Here is a 19944-nt window from a genome sequence, read left to right on the forward strand (position 1 = left end):
ATGGCTCATAAAAAGGCAGGCGGTTCATCCCGCAACGGTCGCGACTCCGCAGGCAGGCGCCTGGGCGTCAAGAAGTTCGGCGACCAGTCCGTGATTCCGGGTAACATCATCATTCGGCAGCGTGGGACCACCTGGCATCCCGGCGCCAATGTCGGCATGGGCAAAGACCACACCCTGTTTGCGACGACGACCGGTCGCGTCCGATTCACGACCAAACTCGGCCGAGCTTTCGTGAACGTAGTCCCGGCCCAAGAGGCCGCAGAATAAGACGGCGGATAGGGACACTCCTCGATCCGCCGGTTCCATCGAACCGGAACGGATCAGGGGTCTAGTCCCTTCTCAGGGGTCACCCAAGGTCAGCGAAAGGGAGATGGGACAAGTCCCAGCTCCCTTTTTTCGTTTGCGCCGACGGAGAGACTCAGATGTTCCCCGAATTGACCCGCGATGATGTCTTTCGGCTCGAGACCCGCCGTCTCTGGCTGCGCTGGCCGCGCATGGCGGACGCCTCCGCCATCCTGCGTCAGGCGGGGGAGAAAGCCGTGGCCGAGATGACGGCCTCGATTCCGCATCCCTATCCGGTCGATGCGGTCGAGCCCTTCATCTTCGCGATGCGCAAGGGCAATGCGCTGGGCGAGCATCTCGTGCTGGCGGTCACGCCGCGGGCGAAGCCCAACGAACTGATCGGCATGATCGGCGCCCATCGCCAGGCCACGGGCGTGCCCTTCATCGGCTACTGGCTGGGCACCCCGCACTGGGGCAAGGGCTATGCGACCGAGGCCGTGCAGGCCTTGATCGACACGCTGTTCTCGCTCGTCGAGATGCCGGCCATCGAGGCCGATACGCGCGTCATCAACCCGGCCTCGCGGCGGGTCCTGGAGAAGTCGGGCTTCCGGGCCGAGGGCTCGTTCCTGAAGTCGCTGCCGGCGCGCGGCGGGCTGTTCCCCTGCGAGCAGTTCCGGCTCGACCGCTCGACCTGGGCGGCGCTGAAGAGCTGGGGCGCCAGCGGCTGGGCGCACGCGCCGGACAACGAGCCGCTCGCGACGGTCGATATCCCGGGCGAGCCCTGCCCGGCGTGAAACCATGCGCGTCATTCTCGGGCGGCGCTCGCGCCGACCCGAGAATCTCTAGCCGGAGATGCTCGGGTCAAGCCCGAGCATGACGGCCAGTTCTGCCTACTTCACGAACGTCCCGCCCAACTCGTCCTCAATGTGGATGCGGATGATCTCGTCGAAGCTCGACTCGGCCTTGAAGCCGAGCGCGATCGCCCGCTGCGGGTCGAAATTGCGCGGCCAGCCCTCCACGATCTTGTCGATCACCGGGTCGGGCACGCGCTTGATGCGCGCCACGACGCCGTCTCCGGCGACCTTGCGCAGCGCCTCGATCTGCTCCGCCACCGTGCAGGAATAGCCCGGCATGTTCAGCGCGCGGCGGGGGCCCACAGTCGCCAGGTCCATGGTCGCGGCATGGAGCAGGAAGTTGACGGCCGAGCGCGGCGAGGCGTGCCAATGGCGGACCTGGTCCGACACGGGCAGCACCGCATCGATGCCGTTCAGCGGCTCGCGGATGATGTTGGAGAAGAAGCCGGACGCCGCCTTGTTGGGGCTGCCGGGCCGCACGCAGATCGTCGGGAAGCGGATGCTGAGCCCGTCGAAGAAGCCGCGGCGCGAATAGTCCGACAGCAGCAATTCGCAGATCGCCTTCTGCGTGCCGTAGCTGGTCAGCGGCGTCGTGAAGAACTCGTCGCCGATCTTGTCGTGGAAGGGCGCACCGAACACGGCGACCGAGGAGGTGAAGACCACCCGCGGCTTGTAGCCGTCGCCGGTCAGGCGGATCGCCTCGAACAGGAAGCGCGTCCCGTCGAGATTGATCGTGTAGCCCTTCTCGAAATCGGCCTCGGCCTCGCCCGAGACGACCGCCGCCAGATGCACGATGATCTCAGGCCGCGAGGCGATCAGCTTCTCCGCCTCCCCCGGCACCGAGAGATCCGAGACGATGGCTTCGAACGTGAAGGCCGCGCCGTTAGGCGCCTGTGCCGCGACGACGTCCTGCGCCGTCACCTTGGTGATGGGCTTAGCCCCGAGAGCGCCGTCGCGAGCGAGACGCTCGATGAATTTGCGGCCGGCCATGCCGGCCCCACCGAGAACGAGAATATGCATGGGCTTCCTCCCTTTTGTTGTTCTTGTGCGCTCAGAGAGCGAAGCCGCCATCGGCGAGATGGATCTGTCCGGTGGTGTAGCTCGCCTCATCGGAGGCCAGATAGACCGCGAGCCATGCGATCTCCTGCGCCGTGCCGAGCCGACCCATCGCCTGCCGATCGATGAAGGCCTGGCGGGCGGCGGCTTCCGTGGTCTTGTTCGCCGTGGCCAGGTCCTTGATGCGCTGGTCGAGCGAGGGCGACTGGATCGTGCCGGGGCAGATCGCGTTGGAGCGGATGCCCTTCTTGATGTAGTCGGCCGCGACCGCCTTGGTCAGGCCGATGACGGCAGCCTTTGTCGTGCCATAGGCGTAGCGGTTCGGGATGCCGCGCACCGAGCCCGCGCCCGAGGCGATATTGACGATCGAGCCCGCGCCCGTGGCTAGCATGCCTGGCAGGAAAGCCTGGATCGTCCTGTGCATCGAAACGACATTGAGATCCCATGAGAAGGTCATGGCCTTCTCGTCGGTATCGAGCACCGTGCCATGATGAACGAAGCCGGCTGCGTTCACGAGGATGTCGATCGTCCCGACCTTCTCGGCGAAGCCCATCACGGCCTTGGTCGAGAGCACATCGAGCTTGCGCTTCTTCGCCTTGGGAATGCCCTCGAGCAGCGCGACGTCCTTGTCGGTCGCCCAGACGGTGGCGCCCTCGGCCACGAAGGCCTCCGCGATCGCCCGCCCGATGCCCTGGCCGGCTGCGGTGACGACCGCGACCTTGCCCTTCAAACGTCCTGCCATGATGTGCCCTCGCCTTTGCGTTTCTTGGTTGGGTAAGTCAGACCCGGTGGGTCCTGAAGCTCTCCAGACGCGCCCTCTGGTGCCCGTCGGAATCGAAATTGGCCGGATCGAGCCAGGCCTCGAAGGCGGCGTTCACGGTCGGCCATTCGCTGTCGAGGATCGAGAACCAGGCGGTGTCGCGGTTCCTGCCCTTGACCACCATGTGCTGGCGGAAGAGGCCCTCATACTGGAAGCCGAAGCGCAGCGCAGCGCGCTTGGACGGCTCGTTGAGATTGTTGCACTTCCACTCGAAGCGCCGGTAGCCGAGCGAGAAACCATAGCCGCCGCAGAGATGGATCGCCTCGGTGGCAACGCGGGTCCGCTGCAGCTCCGGCGAATAGGTGATGTAGCCGACCTCGAAGACGCCATGCTCGGGCCGGATCTCCATCAGCCAGAGATGCCCCTTGGGCCTGCCGTCGGCCTTGTCGATGATGGCGAAGGGCACGATGCCCGCCTTCGACACCATCATCGCCAGCAATTCGCGATAGGCCTCGCGCGTTTGCGGCGGATCGGCCGGCATCCATTGCCAGATGTGATCATGGCCGGCATTCACCGCCCAGATGTTGTCGAGATGGCGCTCCGGATCGATCGGCTCGAGCCGGCAATAGCGCCCTTCGAGCACGCGCGCGGGCGGAAACGGGGGCGCGACCCAGCCTTCGAGAGGCGGATTGCTCGCCGGGATGGTCTCGATCGTCATGGTTTGGGCATCTCCTGCCAGCCGGTCAGATCGGTCGAGACCGTCCAGTCGGGACCGAGTTCCGCTGCAACGGCGCGGGCAATGGCCGCCCCCTCGGCTTCCCAGGCCTGCTGTTCGGCCGGGCCGGGAAAACGCGAACGGGCCGCGTCATCCTCGTCATAGATCGCGTCGAACTCATCCATCCAGGCTTCCAGCCGGTCGGCTAGGTCCTCGGACAGGTCGAGATCCTCGGCATCGACGGCTTTGCGCCGCCCCTTGGCGTCGAGGCTCCAGAGCCCGCTCAGGCCGAGCCAGGCCGGCGCGATCAGCAGCGTCCCGCTCACGAACGCGCCTTCAGATCGTCGCGGAAGAACGGTTCGAGCGGCGCCGTGCCGGCGTTGCCGAGGAAGCCCGCGAAGCTGCCCTCATCTTTGATGAGCCGGGTCGACTCGATGAAGCCGGCCCAAGCCGATCGCGCGGATGCGCCACCCGTCGAGAGCCGCCTGACGCCGAGCGCGGCAAAATCGCTCACGCGCAGGCCGAAATCGGCAAAAACGACGACATTGACCGGCCGGCCGGCGGCCGCCGCAACGATCGCGCTGATCTCCTCGGGCGTGCGGACCCAGGGCGCATAAAGAACGTCAGCGCCGGCTTCCGCAAAGGCCGCGATGCGGCGCGTGACCTCCGGCAGCGGGTCGGGGTGGCCGGTCAGAAACGCCTCCGCCCGCGCCGTCAGCATGACTCCCGAGCCGGTTTCGTCGATCGCCTTGCGTGCCGCCCTGATGCGCTCGACTGCGAGGTCGAACGGATAGAGCGGTTCGTCTTGGCGCCCGGTCGCGTCCTCGATCGACAGCCCGGCGACGCCGGTCGCGACGCAGAGCTTCACATTGGCGGCGACATCGTCGGGCATGTCGGCATAGCCGTTCTCGAAATCGGCATTGACCGGAAGATCGGGCACGGCAGCGACCAGCTCGGCCAGATGCGCCAGCATCATGTCGCGCGGGACGTCCTGGTCGGCGCGCCCCTGCGTGAAGGCGAAGCCCGCGCTGGTCGAGGCCAGCGCCCTGAAGCCCTGCCCCCGCAGCCAGCGCGCCGAGCCGACATCCCACGGATTGGGCATAACGAAGCAGCCGGCCTCGTGGAGTTGGCGGAAAGCGGTGATCCGCGAGGCGTAAGCCATTTTCAATCGTTTCAGATCGGTGGACTCGGCAGGCGCTGCATAGTGTCCGCGCCGTCTGCTTTTGTCAGCCCCGAATTCCGGGCGCGATTGGGCCAACGCCAATGCGCGCGCGACATGGAGATGCCGCTCAATAGGCCAGGATCAGATCGAACAGCCCGTGATCGATCAGGCCTGCGCCCATGCTGGGCTCAGCGATCAGTCCCGCCAGAACCCGCTGCAGACTCCGGCGCTCGGTGCCGCCGATCAGGGCGACGCGGTGCTCGGCCGCGTCGGCCGGCGTCGGCGGAAAGGCGGGGTGAGGCGCCGTCACGCGGCTCGTGCCGAGCCTGACCGAGACGATGCCGTCGCGGCCTGGGAGATCGATCAGCACGCGCTGATCGCCGCCGCGCCATGTCAGCCAGCCGAGATGCCGCGCCAGCCCCGCGCCGGATTGGCCATCGGCGCGATAAAGTCCCCGCACGACCGCGCTCATCGCCGGCCGCATCGACAGCGAGGCCGGCGTCGGATGGGCCAGCAGCTGCCTGTAGGCCGGTGTTTCGACCGCCTCGACGCCGGCGAGATCGTAGACGGTGAGGTAGCGCGTCGCCGCCCCGCGGCCCGCGACATAGCGTCGGCCCGCCAGGAAGCCCGGCATCGTCAACCGTTCCGGCACATGCTCGAAGCTGTGCCAGTTCTCATACGCCCGCCGACGATGCGCGGCGACGCCATTGGCGAGGATCAGGAACGCCTCGCCCTGACAGCCGCCACGACCATGCGCGACACCCGTCACGGCAGCAGCATGATCTTCGAAGCCGTCCGGCTCTTGGCCCGCGCAAAGGCAGCGACCGCGTCGGCGAGCGGCACGGCCTCGCTGATCAGGAGCCTCATGCGCTGCGGGTCGGCCGCGAGGAACGCGATCACGCGTGGCCAGGTCTCCAGCGGCGCGCGGTAGCTGCCGCGGATCTGCTGGTGGCGACGCACCAGCTTGGTCAGATCGATCATGGCCGGCCGGGCGTGAATGCCGCAGATCGTCAGCACGCCGCGCAGCGCCAGCAGTTCGAGCGCTTCGGGCACCAGCGCCGGCACGCCGGCCGCCTCGATGACGACGTCGAAGCGGCTGGGCAGGCCGGCGGCCGCGAGGGCCCCGCTGAGGCTCCTGCCGGCCGTGTCGACGGTGTCGGGAAAGCCCAGGGCCCGCAGCGTGGCGAGACGGGCGGCATCGTCGCGACCGGCGATCACGACGCGCGCCGCGCCCGCCGCCTGCGCAAACAGCGCGATGCCCTGGCCGATCGTGCCGGGGCCGATGACCAGGACCGTATCGCCCGGCTGGACCCCGGCCGTATCGACGGCCTCGGCGCAGACGGTCATCGGCTCGGTCAGGGCGGCGAGCGCATCGTCGAGACCGTCGGGCACGGCGACGCAGTTTTCGGCCGGCGCCACGACCTGCGCGGCGAAGCCGCCATTGCAGCCGACGCCCATGCCGGTCCGGGCCATGCAGTCCTGCGAGCGCCCGCCGCGGCAGGACGCGCAGACGCCGCAGACGACGGAGGGGCGGGCGACGACGCGGGTTCCGACAGCGAGCGCGGAAACGCCGGCCCCGGCGGCGACCACGCGCCCGGAAAACTCGTGCCCGAGCGTGACCGGCATGGCGGCCGTCATCGCCTCATAGCCGGCCGTCCAGTCGGCGATGTGCAGATCGGTGCCGCAGATCCCCGCCGCGCCGATCGCCAGCAGGACTTCGCCGGGACCGGGCGCGCCAGGTTCGGGCGCGTCGCAGAGCGCGATGCCCGGCGTCGGGGCGAGCTTTCGCAAGGCCAGCATGACGGAGCTCTTCAGTCGACCTTGATCGACGCGGTCTTGACCACACCGGCCCAGATCTTCGCGTCCTTCGCCATATAGGCACCGAGATCGGCGGCGCTGCCCGGCGCCGGCTCGGCGCCGATCTCGATGAGGCGGGATTTGATCTCGGGCTTCCGCAGCGCGGCGTTGACGGCGTCGTTCAAGACCTCGACGACGGCGGCCGGGGTGCCCTTGGGCGCCACCAGCGCCACCCAGGCGGACAGGTCGTAGCCGGCATAGCCCTGCTCCGCCACGGTCGGGACCTCGGGCAGCAGGGCGGTGCGCTTGGCCGTGGTGACGCCGAGAGCCTTCAAGGTGCCGCCCTTGATGTGGCTGGACGCCGCCGCGAGCGTGCAGAACATCACGCTGATGTTGCCGCTGATCGCGTCATTCAGCGCCGGGGCCTCGCCGCGATAGCTGACATGCTGGACCTGCGCGCCCGAGACGATGCCGAAGAACTCGCCGGCGAGATGGGCCACCGTGCCGGCGCCGCCCGAGCCGAAGGTGATCGGGTCCTTGCCCGACTTTCCGACCGCCTCCAACTCCTTCATCGTGCTTGCCGGATAGGCCTTGCCGGCGACCACGACGAAGGGCAGTTTCGCGATCATCGCGACGGGAACGAAATCCCTCTCCCAATCGAACGGCACGCTCGCCTTCAGCGCGGGGTTGATCACCATCGTCGTCGGTGCGGCGAGCAGCGTGTAGCCGTCCGGATCGGCCTTGGCGACCGCCTGCGAGCCGAGCATGGTCGCGGCCCCGCCGCGGTTCTCGATGACGAAGCGTTGCTTCAGGACGGCGCCGGCCGCCTCCGCAACGACGCGCGTGACGACATCGACGCCGCCGCCGGCCGCAAACGGGACGATGATCTGCATCGCCCGGGCCGGATAGGCCTGGGCCCGGGCCGGCCCCGCGGCGGCTGCCGCGAGCAGACCGAGCGCGCTGGCGAGCACGTCGCGGCGGTTGAGTGAAACGGAAGCGTCAGTCTGCGGCATGCTCATCGTAGCGATCCTCCCTGATCGTCCTTGGCCACGACAAGGCCATCGATCCCCAGATGCGACAACAGCGAAATCTGCGCGGATCGATAGCCTGAGGCTATGCTTCGGCGGCGATCGTCGCAATCTCCGCCCGCAAGGCGCTCTCGAACCGCTGCAGCAGCCGGCTGCGCGCCCGCTCGGCATGGCGATGCAGGTAGACCTCGTAGCTCGCCGGGTGGTCGAGCGGTAGCACGGCCACGCGGCCGCGGTCGGCGGCAAGCGCGCTGAAGCGGTCGACGATGGCGAGCCCCAGCCCTGCCTCGGCGAACCCGATCGCCGTCTCGGCGAAGCGCGCGACATGGGTGCGGCCCGGCACCACCCCGCCATCGCGCAGAACGGCGTCGACGACCCGGCCATGGACCGATTGCGGCTCGAAAACGATCAGCGGCACGTCGGCCAGGGCTGCGGGCGCCAGTTGGGCCTGCGATGCCAGCGGCCAGCCCCGCGGGCAGACCGCGACCGCCGGCGCGCAACCGACACTGACGCTGCGGATGTCCGCATGCAGGATCGGGAACAGGGTCACGGCGCTCTCGCCCTGGCCCGAGAGCAGATAGTCCATCACCTGGCTGACCGAGAGGATGTCGACATGCAGGCTCAGCCCGGCATGGTCCGCCAGCAGACGCGCCGCCGCACGGATGATCAGGACCCGCCCGACGCTGGGCGAGCCCCCCAGCCGAAACGAGCCGGTATCGGCGCGGGCGAGTTTCAACGCCCGCGCGAGAGCGCCCTCGAGCTGATCGAAGGCGCGCTCGACCTCGCCGAGCAGCCGATGCGCCTCGGCTGTCGGCGTCAGCCGCCCGCCATGCCGCTCGAACAGCGCGAACGCGCAGACATCCTCAATGCGCCGGATCATCTTGGTGACGGTGGGCTGGGCGATGCCGAGTTCTCGCGCCGCACCGACCATGGTGCGGGTTCGCATCACGGCGCGGAAGACCTCGATCTGCCGGAGCGTGAGCAGCATGGCGCGGCGATCCCGGAAAGCACGGGCGACGACGACCGCCCCCGCGAGCGATCGCCGGTCGAGACCGCCCACCCCGCCGCCCGGCGCCGCTCCGCGGGCCGGCCGACAGGACCAGGACTGTGTCGAGGCCCGGAAGCCGAAGCTCAGTGATTGTCGCGCGGGATGCCGAACTTCTTGTGGATCTTCTGGTACTTGACCGCCGGCTTCAGCACCATGCCCTCCGACAGTTCGCCGACGATCTTGCGCTGGATTTCCTGCCAGGGCGTCTGGCTCTTCGGGTATTTGTAGCCGCCCGCCGCCTTCAGCGCCGCGCGGCGCTTCTCGAGTTCCTCCTCCGAGATCAGGATATCGGCCGAGCGCTTGGTCAGATCGATGCGGACCTTGTCGCCTGTCCTGAGCAAGGCGAGCCCGCCGCCCGTCGCCGCTTCCGGCGACGCGTTCAGGATCGACGGCGACCCGGATGTGCCCGACTGGCGCCCGTCGCCGACGCAGGCGAGCGCGGTCACGCCCTTCTTGATCAGGTAATCCGGCGGCCGCATGTTCACCACCTCCGCCGCGCCCGGATAGCCGATCGGCCCGACGCCGCGGATGAAGAGGATGCAGTGCTCGTCGATGGCGAGCGCCGGATCGTCGATGCGGTGGTGGTAGTCCTCCGGCCCGTCGAAGACGATGGCGCGGCCCTCGAAGGCGTTGGGGTCCTTGGGGTTCTCCAGATAGCGCTTGCGGAACTCCGGCGTGATCACGCTGGTCTTCATGATCGCGGAATCGAACAGATTGCCGGAGATGTTGAGGAAGCCCGACTGCGCCTTCATCGGCTCGTCATAAGTCTTGATGACGCGCCGGTCCTCGGAGAAGAAGCCCTCGCAGTTCTCCGCCAGGGTCCGGCCATTGACGGTCAGCGCCGGCTTGATCTTGCCCTTGGCGACGAGCTCCGCCACCACGGCGGGGACGCCGCCGGCCCGATAGTAATCCTCGCCGAGATACTCGCCGGCCGGCTGGAGATTGACCAGCAGCGGCACGTCGTAGCCGATCGTCGTCCAGTCCTCGTTGTCGAGGGCGACGCCGATATGCTTGGCGATGGCGTTGACGTGGATCGGCGCATTGGTCGAGCCGCCGATCGCCGAGTTGACGACGATGGTGTTCTCGAAGGCTTCGCGCGTCAGGATCTTGGAGGGGATGAGGTTCTCCCAGACCATGTCGACGATGCGCTTGCCGGTGAGATAGGCCATCTCGTAGCGGTCGCGATAGGGCGCGGGAATCGCGGCGCCGCCGGGCAGCGTCATGCCCATCGCCTCGGCGAGCGAGTTCATGGTCGAGGCCGTGCCCATGGTGTTGCAGTGCCCGGCCGACGGCGCCGACGAGGCGACGAGCTCGACGAAGCCTTTGTAGTCGATCTCGCCGGCGGCCATCATCTGACGGGCCTTCCAGACGATCGTGCCCGAGCCGGTGCGCTCGCCGCGGAAATTGCCGTTCAGCATCGGCCCGCCCGGCAGGGCGATCGCCGGAATGTCCACCGTCGCCGCCGCCATGATCTGCGCCGGGGTGGTCTTGTCGCAGCCCGTCGTCAGCACGACGCCGTCGAGCGGATAGCCGTAGAGGATTTCCACCAGCGAGAGATATTGCAGGTTGCGATCGAGGCTCGCGGTCGGGCGCTTGCAGGTTTCCTGGATCGGGTGGATCGGGAACTCGAAGGGCACGCCGCCGCGCTCGCGGATACCGTCGCGGACGCGATGCGCCAGCTCGATATGGTGGCGGTTGCAGGGCGCGATGTCGGACCCCGTCTGGGCGATGCCGATGATCGGCCGGCCGGACTGCAGCTCGTCGCGCGACAGGCCGAAATTCATCGTGCGCTCGATGTAAAGCGCGGTCATGTCGGCATTGGCGGGATTGTCGAACCAGGCCTTCGAGCGCAGCTGCTCGGGCTTGATCTTGCGGACAGGCTTCTTGCCTACGGGAGTCTTGGCCATCCTCGTCTTCCTCTCGCGCGACGCGACACTGACGGCCGCTTGTCGATCTCATTCAACCAATGTGAGACAGGCTCATCATGCCCATCGCCCGGCCCCGGGCAAGAGCCGGCTCGCGGGATAGTCATACTATTTACGCGCCCTGCATACAGCATGCAATAATGTCGTCGCCATCGGCGGTGCTTGCCAGCCGCGGCGATTTGAAGCCAAGACAAAGACAAGGCCCCGGCAAGAGCGGGCCGTGTCGCGATCCAGCCCGAGGAAGCCCGCCATGACACTCCATGTCGTCCCGTCCTTCGCCCGCATCGGCGAGGAAAACGCCTTCGCCGTGCTGGCGCGCGCCACGGAATTGCAGCGACAGGGCAAGGACATCATCAATCTCGGCATCGGCCAGCCCGACTTCCCGACGCCCGACCACATCGTCGAGGCCGCGGTGAAGGCGCTGCGCGACGGCCACCATGGCTATACGCCCGCCAACGGCATCCTGCCGCTGCGCGAGGCGGTCGCGGCTGATCTGCACAAGCGCTTCCAGGTCGAGGTGTCGCCCGAGAGCGTGATGATCGTGCCCGGCGGCAAGGTCACCATGTTCATGGCGATCCTGATGTTCGGCGAGCCCGGTGCCGAAATCCTCTATCCCGACCCCGGGTTCCCGATCTACCGCTCGATGATCGAATACACCGGCGCGACGCCGGTTCCGGTGCCGATCCGCGAGGAGAACGGCTTCGCCTTCTCGGCCGAGGAAACGCTGGCGCTGATCACGCCCAAGACCCGGCTGTTGATCATCAACTCGCCGGCCAACCCGACCGGCGGCGTCACGCCCAAGACCGAAGTCGACAAGCTCGTCGCCGGCCTCGCCAAATTCCCCGACGTCGCGATCATGTCCGACGAGATCTACGACCAGATGCTCTATGACGGAGAGCAGCATGTCTGCCTGCTGTCCTACCCCGAAATCCGGGACCGGCTGATCCTGCTCAATGGCTGGTCGAAGACCTATGCCATGACCGGCTGGCGCATGGGCTGGTCGGTCTGGCCCAAGCCCCTCTATGACAACGCCCGCAAGCTCGCGGTGAATTCGCACTCCTGCGTCAACGCCCCCGCCCAATGGGCCGGTCTCGCGGCGCTCACCGGCCCGCAGGACGCGGTCGGCATGATGCTGGCCGAGTTCGACACGCGCCGGAAGGCGGTGGTGAAGGGGCTCAACGCCCTGCCCGGCATCTCCTGCATCGTGCCCAAGGGCGCATTCTACGCCTTCCCGAACGTCTCGCAGACCGGCTGGAAGGCGAAGAAACTCGCCTCGGCGCTGCTGGAGGAAGCTGGCGTCGCCACGATCGGCGGGCCCGATTTCGGCGTCCATGGCGAGGGCTATATCCGCCTTTCCTACGCCAATTCGCTTGTGAATATCGAGCGCGCGCTCGCGCGCATGGGCACGTTCCTGACAGACCACAAAGCCACCTGAGCCAGAGACCGATGACCTTCAGCAGCGCGAGCTATCTCTATCTGGCGGCCGCGATCGTCAGCGAGGTCATCGGCACCTCGGCGCTCAAGGCGTCGAACGAGTTCACGCGGCCCGTGCCGACGCTGATCATGCTGGCCGCCTTTCTCAGCGCCTTCTATTTCCTGACGCTGACCCTGCGGACGATCCCCGTCGGCGTCGCCTATGCGATCTGGTCGGGCGTCGGCATCATCATGATCAGCATCATCGCCAGGGTGCTGTTCGGCCAGAAGCTCGATGCGCCAGCGATCATCGGGATGGGCCTGATCGTTGCCGGCGTGCTGGTGATCAACCTGTTCTCGAAATCGACAGCGCATTGACGCCAAGCGTCATTCTCGGGCGAAGCAAAGCGCAGACCCGAGAATCTCCGTCAGGATGAAGCTACGGCGCCGCGTTCGGCATGAGATGCTCGGGTCCAGCCCGAGCAAGACGCCGTCCGCCTCAGTCCCGCTTCGCAGCGCTCGCCGTCACGCCCGGATCGACCTTGAAGCTCGAGGCTTCGAGCACCGCGGTGCCGATCATCGTCTTCACCGAGACGCGCACGGGCACCATCAGATTGGTGCCGGCCACCGGCGCGAGCCAGGTGCTGATGTCCTTGTTCTCGGTCATGAACTTCGTGCTCGGCCGCAGGGCGCGATGGCCGGCGATCGGCACATAGCGCACCTGGCAGACCGCGACAGGGCCGCTATAGCCCTCGAGCTTGACCTCGCGCGTGCCGGCAGGGCTGAGCTTAATGTCGTAGCGCGCCGCCCCGTCGAAGATCTGCAGCGTGCGGTTGCAGGCGTTCGCCAGGCCCTTGCCGTTCACCGGCATCAGGAAGGCGCTGAGCGGATCGATGATGTTGCGCCGATGCCCGTCGTTCAGCGGCACCCGGTCGGCTTTGGCGTCGATCGGCGGCTCGATCTCGACCGCCGCGACGCTGTTGGCGTCGAGCGCCATGCGCACGGTGCGGCTCTCGCTGGAACTGGCGGAACTGACGGCGAAGTTCGCCGGCGACAATTTCACGCCGTTGAGGCTGCCGCTCGCGGCGCCCGAGCCGCGCCCACCCGTGAAGCCGCCGATCAGCCCGGTCAGCTTGGCGGTGAGATCGAGCTTGTAGGCGGAGCCGTCGATGCCGCCGGTCAGGCTGGCGGTGCCCAGCGTCAGGCCCAGCAGCGACACGTCATAGCGCGCATCGAGCGAGGCGGCGCGGGCGGTGGGGGCTGCGACAGCGCCGCCGATGGCGAGAATGCACCCGGCCAGGGACAATGCGATGGCGGGTTTCATCCACTTCCTCCGGGCTGAGCGAGCATTGGGACAAGCCGAGCAATGGGGTGAGACATGCATGGCGATTCGGTCTGAATCGTGACCCTTTTCGCGAGGCTTGGCGAGCAGCAATGCAGCCCGCCCGGCTCCACCCGCATCACGGGTACGGGATCGACGGACCCTGCACGACTTTTCCTTGACGCGCCTGCCAGCCTTGGCTATGCAACCGCGACTTCAATTTGACTTCCGGTGCTCATGTCCGGCACGTCGCGTGTCGGCATTTTTGTTTGAGCCAGCCGGTTGATTTAGGGAACGATACCATGGCGCGCCGTTGCGAACTGACCGGGAAAGCCACCCAGACCGGCCACCTCGTCAGCCACTCGAACCACAAGACGAAGACCGTGTTCCGTCCGAACCTGGTCAACGTCACCCTGCAGTCCGATGCGCTCGGTCGCTCGGTGCGTCTGCGGATCTCCGCCAACGCGCTGCGCACGGTCGATCACCGCGGCGGCCTCGACGCCTTCCTGGTCAAGGCCCCGGCTGCCGACCTGTCGACCGGCGCCCTGACGCTGAAGCGCGACATCGAGAAGAAGCTCGCCACCGCCTGAGCGGGGACGTCTCTTCCGGACGAAACGAAGCGGCCGCGAGGCCGCTTTTTTCGTTTGGGAAAGGCTCGTCATTCTCGGGCGGAGCGAAGCGCGGACCCGAGAATCTCCGGGGAGAGATGCTCGGGTCTGCGCCCGAGCATGACGTGGTGTGGGCCGGACGTAGCCGCCGTCAGGTGAGCTCGAATTCCAGCAGTACAGTCCGCTGCAGGATCGAGAAATTGTCGTCGGAGATCAGCGTGAGCACGGTCTTCGCGCCCTCCTGATGCACCGAAAGCCCCTCCATGTTGTCGATCTCCTGTCCGAGATCGGCCTGGATCAGGGTTGGCCCGTCGAGCACCGCACCGGCCTTCAGGCTGACCGCCGGCACGCGACGGATCCGCATGCCGACGCCGCGCAGCGTGCGATACCAGCGCTCCAGCAGCAGCATGTCGCCATTGGGCAGGAAGGCGAGGTCGGTGATGTCGAAACCGCCATGCCGGGCCACCTGGAACAGGCCTGGCTGGCGGCCGAGGATGACACCGAGCGTCGGCTCGTCGTCGCTGCCCGAGCGCTCGGAGATCGCCACGATGGCACCCGCCAGCGGCTGCCCCGCGGGCACCACCCCGATCGCCTCGAGCCCCCGGTTGTCGGGCAGGCGCTTGGCCTCGCGCGGCACCGGCACGAGCCGCGCCCGCGCCATCACGCCCTCGCCCGCCCAGTCGAAGCGCAGCACGTCATGCGTCCGCTCGACGCCCAGATAGGCCACGCCATCGGCGATGCAGAGGCTCTCGGTGTCGTAGTAGCGCGAGCGGTGCAGCGGCTTGCCTGACGTGCCGAGGATCGGGGAGAGTTCCGCCCCCACGAGCCCGGTCAGGCGGCCGTCCCTGGCGGCGAGCTTCGCCGTCAACCAGAATCCGTTATCGGTGACCGCGACCAGATCGCGACCATTCGCGCTGCGCCACAAGCCCGACAATCCGCCAAACCGCGCGTGACTGCCGCTCAACACCAGCCCGCTTCGGAAGACGAGTTGGCCGAAGCGCGTCTTCTCGGGATTCCGCGGCTCGAAAGCGGCGATCGGCCGGGCGGAGATGGCGACGGGAATGGCGCCGGTTTCGGACGCTTCGGCCAGGGCACAGGGACTGACGGCGAGCGCTCCGAGTCCGCCGAGCGCGGAGCGACGGGTCAGACGCATGGAAACGAAGCGCCTGAAGGGAAAGCTGCGCTCACTGCCGCCGCCGTGACCCGCGCGATGGCTTGGCGTTCAGCCCCGCATCCTCCTCGAACAGCTCCGCGAGCTTTTCGGTCATCACCCCGCCGAGTTCCTCGGCATCGACGATGGTGACGGCGCGCCGGTAGTAGCGGGTGACGTCGTGACCGATGCCGATGGCGATCAGTTCGACCGGCGAGCGCGTCTCGATCTCCGCGATGATGTGGCGCAGATGCCGCTCAAGATAATTGCCGGCGTTCACCGACAGCGTCGAATCGTCGACCGGCGCGCCGTCCGAGATCACCATCAGGATCTTGCGCTGCTCCGGCCGGGCCAGGATGCGCTTATGCGCCCAGTCCAGCGCCTCGCCGTCTATGTTCTCCTTGAGCAGCCCCTCGCGCATCATCAGGCCGAGATTCTTGCGCGCGCGCCGCCAGGGCGCATCCGCCGCCTTGTAGATGATGTGCCTGAGATCGTTGAGGCGGCCGGGATTGGCGGGCTTGCCCGATTGCAGCCAGCTCTCGCGCGACAGCCCGCCCTTCCAGGCCCGCGTGGTGAAGCCGAGCAATTCGACCTTGACGCCGCAGCGCTCCAGCGTGCGAGCGAGAATATCGGCGCAGGTGGCGGCGACAGTGATCGGCCGCCCGCGCATCGAGCCGGAATTGTCGATCAGCAGCGTCACCACCGTATCGCGAAAATTGACGTCCGATTCCTGTCGGAACGAGAGCGGCTGATAGGGGTCGATGATGATGCGCGGCAGGCGTGCCGGATCGAGCGCACCCTCCTCGAGGTCGAACTGCCAGGAGCGATTCTGCTGCGCCATCAGTCGCCGCTGCAGCCGGTTGGCAAGCCGCGCGACGACGCCCTGCAGATGGGCGAGCTGCTTGTCGAGATAGGCCCGCAGCCGCGTCAGCTCCTCGGCGTCGCAGAGGTCTTCCGCCGTGACGACCTCGTCGAACTTGACCGTATAGGGCTTGTAGTCGGTCTGCGGCCGGCCGTCGTTCTTGGACTCGCGCGGGCGCGGCGCCTCGCCGGCCTCGTCGGCTTCCGAGTTCTCGTCCTCATCGTCCCAGTCGCCCGAGGGCGCGTCGGAGGCTTCGCTGGCCCCCTCCTGCAGCTCCTCGGTGGCATCATCCGAGACCTCGACCTCGGAGCGCTCGCCGGCGCTTTCCTGTTCGGCCTCGCCGTCCTGCTGCTGCTGTTCTTCGGAGGACTGGTCCTTGTTGTCCTCGTCCTCATCCGAATCCTCGCCCTGCGAGGTCTGCTCGGCCATGTCGAGAGAGGCCAGCATGTCGCGCACCGTGCGGGCGAAGGCGCGCTGGTCCTCGACCGCTTTCGCAAGGCGATCGAGATCGCCGCCGGCCTTGGTCTCGATCTGCTCGCGCCAGAGATCGACCAGCTTCTCGGCCGCCTTGGGCGGCTTCAAGCCGGTGAGCCGCTCGCGCACCATCAGGGCGAGAGCGTCCTCTAGCGGCGCGTCCGCGCGGTCGGTGATCTCCTCATAGCGCCCGCCGCGATGGTAGCGATCCTCCAGCATGGCAGTGATGTTGCCGGCCATACCGGCCATCCGCCGCGAGCCGACGCATTCGACGCGCGCCTGCTCGACGGCGTCGAACACGGCACGTGCCGCATCCCCCTCGGGCGCGGCGCGGCGATGCACGCTGGCGTCGTGACAGGCCAGCCGCAGCGCCATCGAATCGGAATGGCCGCGCAGAATCGCGATGTCCTGCGCCGTCAACTTGCGCGGCGGCTCGGGCAGGCGGGCGCGGTCGCCGACCAGCGAGGGTTTATCGGCCGCGAAGACGATCTCCATCTCCGGCTTGCGGGCGATTGCCTTCATCGTCGAGGAGATCGCGCGCTTCAGCGGCTCGGCTGGCGCTTCCTTGGTCGTGCCCGGCTTGCGGTTTGAAAGGGTCATAGCGCCTTCGCGAAATGGTGGATCCGGTGGCCCGCGACGGGATAGTCCTCCATCACGCCATATTGCCGATAGCCCAGCTTCGGATAGAAATCCGGCGCCTGGAGGCTCATCGTACTCAGATAGACGCCCCGCGCGCCATGCTCGCGCGCGGCACTCTCGGCCATGGCGACCAGGGCCTCGCCATGGCCCTTCCCGCGATGCCCCGCGTCGATCCAGAGCAGATCGACATGGAGCCACTCCCACTTCAGCTCGCCGATCAGCCCACCGACGATCACGCCGTCATCGTCGCGCAGGCTGAGCGCCAGCGGCGCGCTGTTGCGCGCGCCAACGACCGCCGCGTTGTAGGCGCTGAGCCCGGCGACAACGGCCTCCCTCGTCGCCGCGACATCGGTTTCGCGCTGGAGGGTCGCCATGGCGGGGACGCCCGTCAGCTCAGGACCACGTTCGCCGCGCTCTCCGGCAGTTCCTTGCCGAAGGAGCGCTGGTAGAACTCGGCCACCAGCGTGCGCTCCATCTCGTCGCATTTGTTGAGGAAGGTGACGCGGAAGGAGAAGCCGATATCGCCGAAGATCGCGGCATTCTCGGCCCAGGTGATGACCGTACGCGGGCTCATCACGGTCGAGAGGTCGCCGTTCATGAAGGCGTTGCGGGTCAGGTCGGCGACGCGCACCATCTTGTCGATGACGCTGCGGCCTTCCGGCGTGCCTTGGAAGTGCTTCGACTTCGCCAGCACGATCTCGACCTCGTTGTCATGCGGCAGATAGTTCAGCGTAGTCACGATCGACCAGCGGTCCATCTGGCCCTGGTTGATCTGCTGCGTGCCGTGATAGAGGCCCGACGTGTCGCCGAGACCGACCGTGTTGGCGGTGGCGAAGAGCCGGAAGGCGGGGTGCGGGCGGATGACGCGCTTCTGGTCGAGCAGCGTCAGCTTGCCCGACTGCTCGAGCACGCGCTGGATCACGAACATCACATCAGGGCGGCCGGCGTCGTATTCGTCGAAGACGAGCGCGATGTTGTTCTGCAGCGCCCAGGGCAGGATGCCGTCCTGGAACTCGGTGATCTGCTTGCCTTCCTTCAGCACGATCGCGTCCTTGCCGACGAGGTCGAGACGGGAGACGTGGCTGTCGAGGTTCACGCGCACGCAGGGCCAGTTGAGGCGCGCCGCGACCTGCTCGATATGGGTCGACTTGCCGGTGCCGTGATAGCCCGAGATCATCACGCGCCGGTTGTGGGCGAAGCCCGCCAGGATCGCGATCGTGGTGTCGTGGTCGAAACGGTAATCGGGGTCGAGATCGGGCACATGGGCCTCGGTCGTCGAATAGGCCGGCACCTCGAGGTCCGAATCGATCCCGAAGGTCTGGCGCACCGACAGCTTCATGTCGGGCAGGCCGGCGGCAGTCGTCGTTGTCATCATCAAGTCTCCGGGCGTGGGAGCGTGACCGGAAACCGACCGGTTGTCCCGACGCCGACCGAGGAGGGAGGCAATGCCCCTAATTAGAGGCAAAGCCCGGCAGCGGCAATTCGCAAAGCGCCGGGTCGGCTGTTCGCAAGAGGCATGCCTGAAGCCTCGAACGCCCGTCAGCCACGCTGCGCCAGCAGCCGCTTCACGAGGGCCGAGACCTGGCCCGCCCCATTGCGATCGATCGCCGCGCCGGCAGGGGCGTCACCGGCCAAAGCCGCAGCGACCGCAGTGGCGAAGGACGCGGCCGTAGCCGCTTCCGGTCCCGAAAGCCGCAGGCAACGCGCCAATCCGGCCCGCTCCATCGCCTCCGCGCGCAGGTTTTGCTCGGTTTCGGCGCCTTCGTCGAACGGCATGACGAGGGCGCGGCACCCGGCCTCGACCAGGTCGAGCACCGTGTTGTAGCCGGCCTGGCTGATCGACAGCGCACAACCGGACAGCAGCTCCGGGAAGTCAGGACGGGCCCGCTCAACGATGACGTTTGGCGAGGCCGATTGCCGCAGTGCGGCGAAATCACCCTCGGAAACACCCCGTCCGGCGAGAATCCGCCAGCACCGGGAGGGATCGCCGAGCCGCGCCGCAACGATAGAGAGCCGAAACAAGGGCAGCGCCGCCCCCGAGCCGCCGCCGGAGACGAGAATCTCCCCTGAACCGTCACCCATCCGGGCCAGGCGCGGGGAACCCCTCTCCTGTAAGGAAAGGGGCAGGGGTGAGGTGTCGGCCCCTGGACCAGCGGGGCTACGCCCTGATGGCGAAGGCGGTGAGGTCACGGCCACAGTGTCGGGTGGCCGACCCCTCACCCTGCCCTCTCCCTTTGGGAGAGGGTTCCCCGCGCCTATCGCGGCAACCGCCGCCAGATACCCCGTGTAATGCAGCCGTGCCGCGAGCGCGGGCGAGACGGGCCAGGACGCCTCCAGCGGCAGGAAATCCCGGTCGCCATGCACGAGGACGCCGTCGAACAGCTCCGCCAGCCGCGCCTCCGCCTCTGCGATCCGGTCCGGCCGTGGCGTCACCAGCACGTCGCGGACGGAAGCCAGCACCAGGGCGCGCGGGTTGGCGGCCTTGGCCGCCGCGATCAGCCCGAGGAATTCGTCGGCCAGCTGCCGCCGGCCGAACGGGAAATGCTCGGTGATCACCACATCGGGCCGCAGCGTCGTCGCGAGCCCTGCAAGTACAGCCTGCCGCTCCGCCCGTCGCGAGGCCGTGATCGGCCGGCCGTCCTCGTCGAGCAGATTGCGAAAATCGACGCCCTCGACCTGCACCGGCGGCAATTGCACGAAAGCGAAGGGCTCGTCCGCCATCGCCCGCAACGGCATGCCGCCGCTGGCGAGCGTCACGGCAAAACCGCCCTCAGTGAGCGCCCGGGCGAGATGGGCGGCCCGCACCAGATGCCCGCTGCCGAGCAGATGCGTCACCGCGATCAGAACCGT

At 67.7% G+C, this 19944-nt stretch carries 21 protein-coding genes; 5 read left to right on the forward strand and 16 right to left on the reverse strand.

Features of this window, described 5'->3' with window-relative positions:
- Together rpmA and Q8S38_RS09395 are read left to right on the forward strand one after the other, a co-directional pair.
- Nucleotides 1-267, forward strand: coding sequence for a 50S ribosomal protein L27 (gene rpmA / locus Q8S38_RS09390; protein ID WP_305680153.1), 267 nt, complete (start codon nt 1-3; stop codon nt 265-267).
- Nucleotides 268-422: 155 nt separating this feature from the next.
- Nucleotides 423-1076 (forward strand): GNAT family N-acetyltransferase, encoded by a 654-nt coding sequence (locus Q8S38_RS09395; protein WP_305680154.1) that lies wholly within the window; start codon nt 423-425, stop codon nt 1074-1076.
- Nucleotides 1077-1172: 96 nt separating this feature from the next.
- On the opposite strand, the gene denD is transcribed toward Q8S38_RS09395, so the two are convergent.
- The 10 genes from denD to Q8S38_RS09445 all read right to left on the reverse strand — a co-directional run bounded on the left by denD (nt 1173) and on the right by Q8S38_RS09445 (nt 10609).
- A complete protein-coding gene (denD, locus tag Q8S38_RS09400; RefSeq protein ID WP_305680155.1) occupies nt 1173-2156 on the reverse strand; it encodes a D-erythronate dehydrogenase in 984 nt (327 codons plus the stop codon).
- A 31-nt stretch (nt 2157-2187) separates the two neighbouring features.
- Nucleotides 2188-2934 (reverse strand): SDR family oxidoreductase, encoded by a 747-nt coding sequence (locus Q8S38_RS09405; protein ID WP_305680156.1) that lies wholly within the window; start codon nt 2932-2934, stop codon nt 2188-2190.
- A gap of 37 nt (nt 2935-2971) precedes the next feature.
- Nucleotides 2972-3670: a GNAT family N-acetyltransferase gene (locus Q8S38_RS09410; RefSeq protein WP_305680157.1), complete on the reverse strand. Its 699-nt coding sequence runs from the start codon at nt 3668-3670 to the stop codon at nt 2972-2974.
- The gene (locus tag Q8S38_RS09415; protein ID WP_305680158.1) at nt 3667-3993 is read right to left on the reverse strand and encodes a hypothetical protein; all 327 of its coding nucleotides are present in this window, start codon (nt 3991-3993) and stop codon (nt 3667-3669) included. The genes Q8S38_RS09410 and Q8S38_RS09415 overlap by 4 nt, the downstream gene beginning before the upstream one ends.
- Complete coding sequence (locus Q8S38_RS09420) at nt 3990-4829, reverse strand: isocitrate lyase/PEP mutase family protein (protein ID WP_305680159.1); 840 nt, start codon at nt 4827-4829, stop codon at nt 3990-3992. Before Q8S38_RS09420 ends, Q8S38_RS09415 begins: the two co-directional genes overlap by 4 nt.
- A 127-nt stretch (nt 4830-4956) precedes the next feature.
- Nucleotides 4957-5598, reverse strand: a complete 642-nt coding sequence (locus tag Q8S38_RS09425) for a hypothetical protein (RefSeq protein WP_305680160.1) — start codon at nt 5596-5598, stop codon at nt 4957-4959.
- Nucleotides 5595-6629 carry a zinc-dependent alcohol dehydrogenase gene (locus tag Q8S38_RS09430; RefSeq protein ID WP_305680161.1) on the reverse strand — a complete coding sequence of 345 codons (1035 nt, stop codon included), beginning with the start codon at nt 6627-6629 and terminating at the stop codon, nt 5595-5597. Before Q8S38_RS09430 ends, Q8S38_RS09425 begins: the two co-directional genes overlap by 4 nt.
- Before the next feature lie 11 nt (nt 6630-6640).
- Nucleotides 6641-7645, reverse strand: a complete 1005-nt coding sequence (locus Q8S38_RS09435; RefSeq protein WP_305680162.1) for a tripartite tricarboxylate transporter substrate binding protein — start codon at nt 7643-7645, stop codon at nt 6641-6643.
- A 94-nt stretch (nt 7646-7739) separates the two neighbouring features.
- The gene (locus Q8S38_RS09440) at nt 7740-8642 is read right to left on the reverse strand and encodes a LysR family transcriptional regulator (RefSeq protein ID WP_305680163.1); all 903 of its coding nucleotides are present in this window, start codon (nt 8640-8642) and stop codon (nt 7740-7742) included.
- A gap of 143 nt (nt 8643-8785) precedes the next feature.
- Entirely contained in the window at nt 8786-10609 is a 1824-nt protein-coding gene (locus Q8S38_RS09445) for an IlvD/Edd family dehydratase (protein WP_305680164.1), read from the reverse strand.
- Between the two features lie 268 nt (nt 10610-10877).
- Between Q8S38_RS09445 and Q8S38_RS09450 the strand changes: the two genes are divergently transcribed.
- Both Q8S38_RS09450 and Q8S38_RS09455 read left to right on the forward strand, forming a co-directional pair.
- Nucleotides 10878-12062 carry a pyridoxal phosphate-dependent aminotransferase gene (locus Q8S38_RS09450; RefSeq protein ID WP_305680165.1) on the forward strand — a complete coding sequence of 395 codons (1185 nt, stop codon included), beginning with the start codon at nt 10878-10880 and terminating at the stop codon, nt 12060-12062.
- 11 nt (nt 12063-12073) lie between these two features.
- Complete coding sequence (locus Q8S38_RS09455; RefSeq protein ID WP_305680166.1) at nt 12074-12418, forward strand: DMT family transporter; 345 nt, start codon at nt 12074-12076, stop codon at nt 12416-12418.
- Between the two features lie 121 nt (nt 12419-12539).
- Here the strand turns inward: Q8S38_RS09455 and Q8S38_RS09460 are convergent, their stop codons facing one another.
- Nucleotides 12540-13364: a DUF3108 domain-containing protein gene (locus Q8S38_RS09460; protein WP_305680167.1), complete on the reverse strand. Its 825-nt coding sequence runs from the start codon at nt 13362-13364 to the stop codon at nt 12540-12542.
- Nucleotides 13365-13663: 299 nt separating this feature from the next.
- Here Q8S38_RS09460 and rpmB point away from each other — a divergent pair, with 299 nt between their 5' ends.
- Nucleotides 13664-13951: a 50S ribosomal protein L28 gene (rpmB, locus tag Q8S38_RS09465; protein ID WP_054142103.1), complete on the forward strand. Its 288-nt coding sequence runs from the start codon at nt 13664-13666 to the stop codon at nt 13949-13951.
- 169 nt (nt 13952-14120) lie between these two features.
- Here the strand turns inward: rpmB and Q8S38_RS09470 are convergent, their stop codons facing one another.
- From Q8S38_RS09470 to Q8S38_RS09490, 5 genes are all read right to left on the reverse strand, one after another.
- Nucleotides 14121-15122 carry an esterase-like activity of phytase family protein gene (locus Q8S38_RS09470; RefSeq protein WP_305680168.1) on the reverse strand — a complete coding sequence of 334 codons (1002 nt, stop codon included), beginning with the start codon at nt 15120-15122 and terminating at the stop codon, nt 14121-14123.
- A 31-nt stretch (nt 15123-15153) separates the two neighbouring features.
- Entirely contained in the window at nt 15154-17055 is a 1902-nt protein-coding gene (gene cobT, locus Q8S38_RS09475; protein ID WP_305680169.1) for a cobaltochelatase subunit CobT, read from the reverse strand.
- Nucleotides 17052-17468 carry a GNAT family N-acetyltransferase gene (locus Q8S38_RS09480; RefSeq protein WP_305680170.1) on the reverse strand — a complete coding sequence of 139 codons (417 nt, stop codon included), beginning with the start codon at nt 17466-17468 and terminating at the stop codon, nt 17052-17054. The genes cobT and Q8S38_RS09480 overlap by 4 nt, the downstream gene beginning before the upstream one ends.
- Nucleotides 17469-17482: 14 nt before the next feature.
- Nucleotides 17483-18469 (reverse strand): cobaltochelatase subunit CobS, encoded by a 987-nt coding sequence (gene cobS / locus Q8S38_RS09485; RefSeq protein WP_305680171.1) that lies wholly within the window; start codon nt 18467-18469, stop codon nt 17483-17485.
- A 164-nt stretch (nt 18470-18633) separates the two neighbouring features.
- A complete protein-coding gene (locus Q8S38_RS09490; RefSeq protein WP_305680172.1) occupies nt 18634-19929 on the reverse strand; it encodes a glycosyltransferase family protein in 1296 nt (431 codons plus the stop codon).
- Between the last annotated feature and the right edge of the window lie 15 nt (nt 19930-19944).

Origin of the sequence: Allobosea sp., from assembly GCF_030695125.1 — a bacterium.
In the GTDB taxonomy this organism is placed as follows: Bacteria; Pseudomonadota; Alphaproteobacteria; order Rhizobiales; family Beijerinckiaceae; genus Allobosea.

Bases quoted from the DNA above. Each gene is read 5' to 3' on its own strand.
- Q8S38_RS09435 (WP_305680162.1), bottom strand. From the start codon at position 7,645: ATGAGCATGCCGCAGACTGACGCTTCCGTTTCACTCAACCGCCGCGAC.
- denD (WP_305680155.1), bottom strand. From the start codon at position 2,156: ATGCATATTCTCGTTCTCGGTGGGGCCGGCATGGCCGGCCGCAAATTC.
- Q8S38_RS09470 (WP_305680168.1), bottom strand. From the start codon at position 15,122: ATGCGTCTGACCCGTCGCTCCGCGCTCGGCGGACTCGGAGCGCTCGCC.
- Q8S38_RS09410 (WP_305680157.1), bottom strand. From the start codon at position 3,670: ATGACGATCGAGACCATCCCGGCGAGCAATCCGCCTCTCGAAGGCTGG.
- Q8S38_RS09395 (WP_305680154.1), top strand. From the start codon at position 423: ATGTTCCCCGAATTGACCCGCGATGATGTCTTTCGGCTCGAGACCCGC.
- Q8S38_RS09445 (WP_305680164.1), bottom strand. From the start codon at position 10,609: ATGGCCAAGACTCCCGTAGGCAAGAAGCCTGTCCGCAAGATCAAGCCC.
- Q8S38_RS09405 (WP_305680156.1), bottom strand. From the start codon at position 2,934: ATGGCAGGACGTTTGAAGGGCAAGGTCGCGGTCGTCACCGCAGCCGGC.
- rpmB (WP_054142103.1), top strand. From the start codon at position 13,664: ATGGCGCGCCGTTGCGAACTGACCGGGAAAGCCACCCAGACCGGCCAC.
- Q8S38_RS09440 (WP_305680163.1), bottom strand. From the start codon at position 8,642: ATGCTGCTCACGCTCCGGCAGATCGAGGTCTTCCGCGCCGTGATGCGA.
- Q8S38_RS09460 (WP_305680167.1), bottom strand. From the start codon at position 13,364: ATGAAACCCGCCATCGCATTGTCCCTGGCCGGGTGCATTCTCGCCATC.
- rpmA (WP_305680153.1), top strand. From the start codon at position 1: ATGGCTCATAAAAAGGCAGGCGGTTCATCCCGCAACGGTCGCGACTCC.
- cobS (WP_305680171.1), bottom strand. From the start codon at position 18,469: ATGATGACAACGACGACTGCCGCCGGCCTGCCCGACATGAAGCTGTCG.
- Q8S38_RS09480 (WP_305680170.1), bottom strand. From the start codon at position 17,468: ATGGCGACCCTCCAGCGCGAAACCGATGTCGCGGCGACGAGGGAGGCC.
- cobT (WP_305680169.1), bottom strand. From the start codon at position 17,055: ATGACCCTTTCAAACCGCAAGCCGGGCACGACCAAGGAAGCGCCAGCC.
- Q8S38_RS09450 (WP_305680165.1), top strand. From the start codon at position 10,878: ATGACACTCCATGTCGTCCCGTCCTTCGCCCGCATCGGCGAGGAAAAC.
- Q8S38_RS09455 (WP_305680166.1), top strand. From the start codon at position 12,074: ATGACCTTCAGCAGCGCGAGCTATCTCTATCTGGCGGCCGCGATCGTC.
- Q8S38_RS09430 (WP_305680161.1), bottom strand. From the start codon at position 6,629: ATGCTGGCCTTGCGAAAGCTCGCCCCGACGCCGGGCATCGCGCTCTGC.
- Q8S38_RS09420 (WP_305680159.1), bottom strand. From the start codon at position 4,829: ATGGCTTACGCCTCGCGGATCACCGCTTTCCGCCAACTCCACGAGGCC.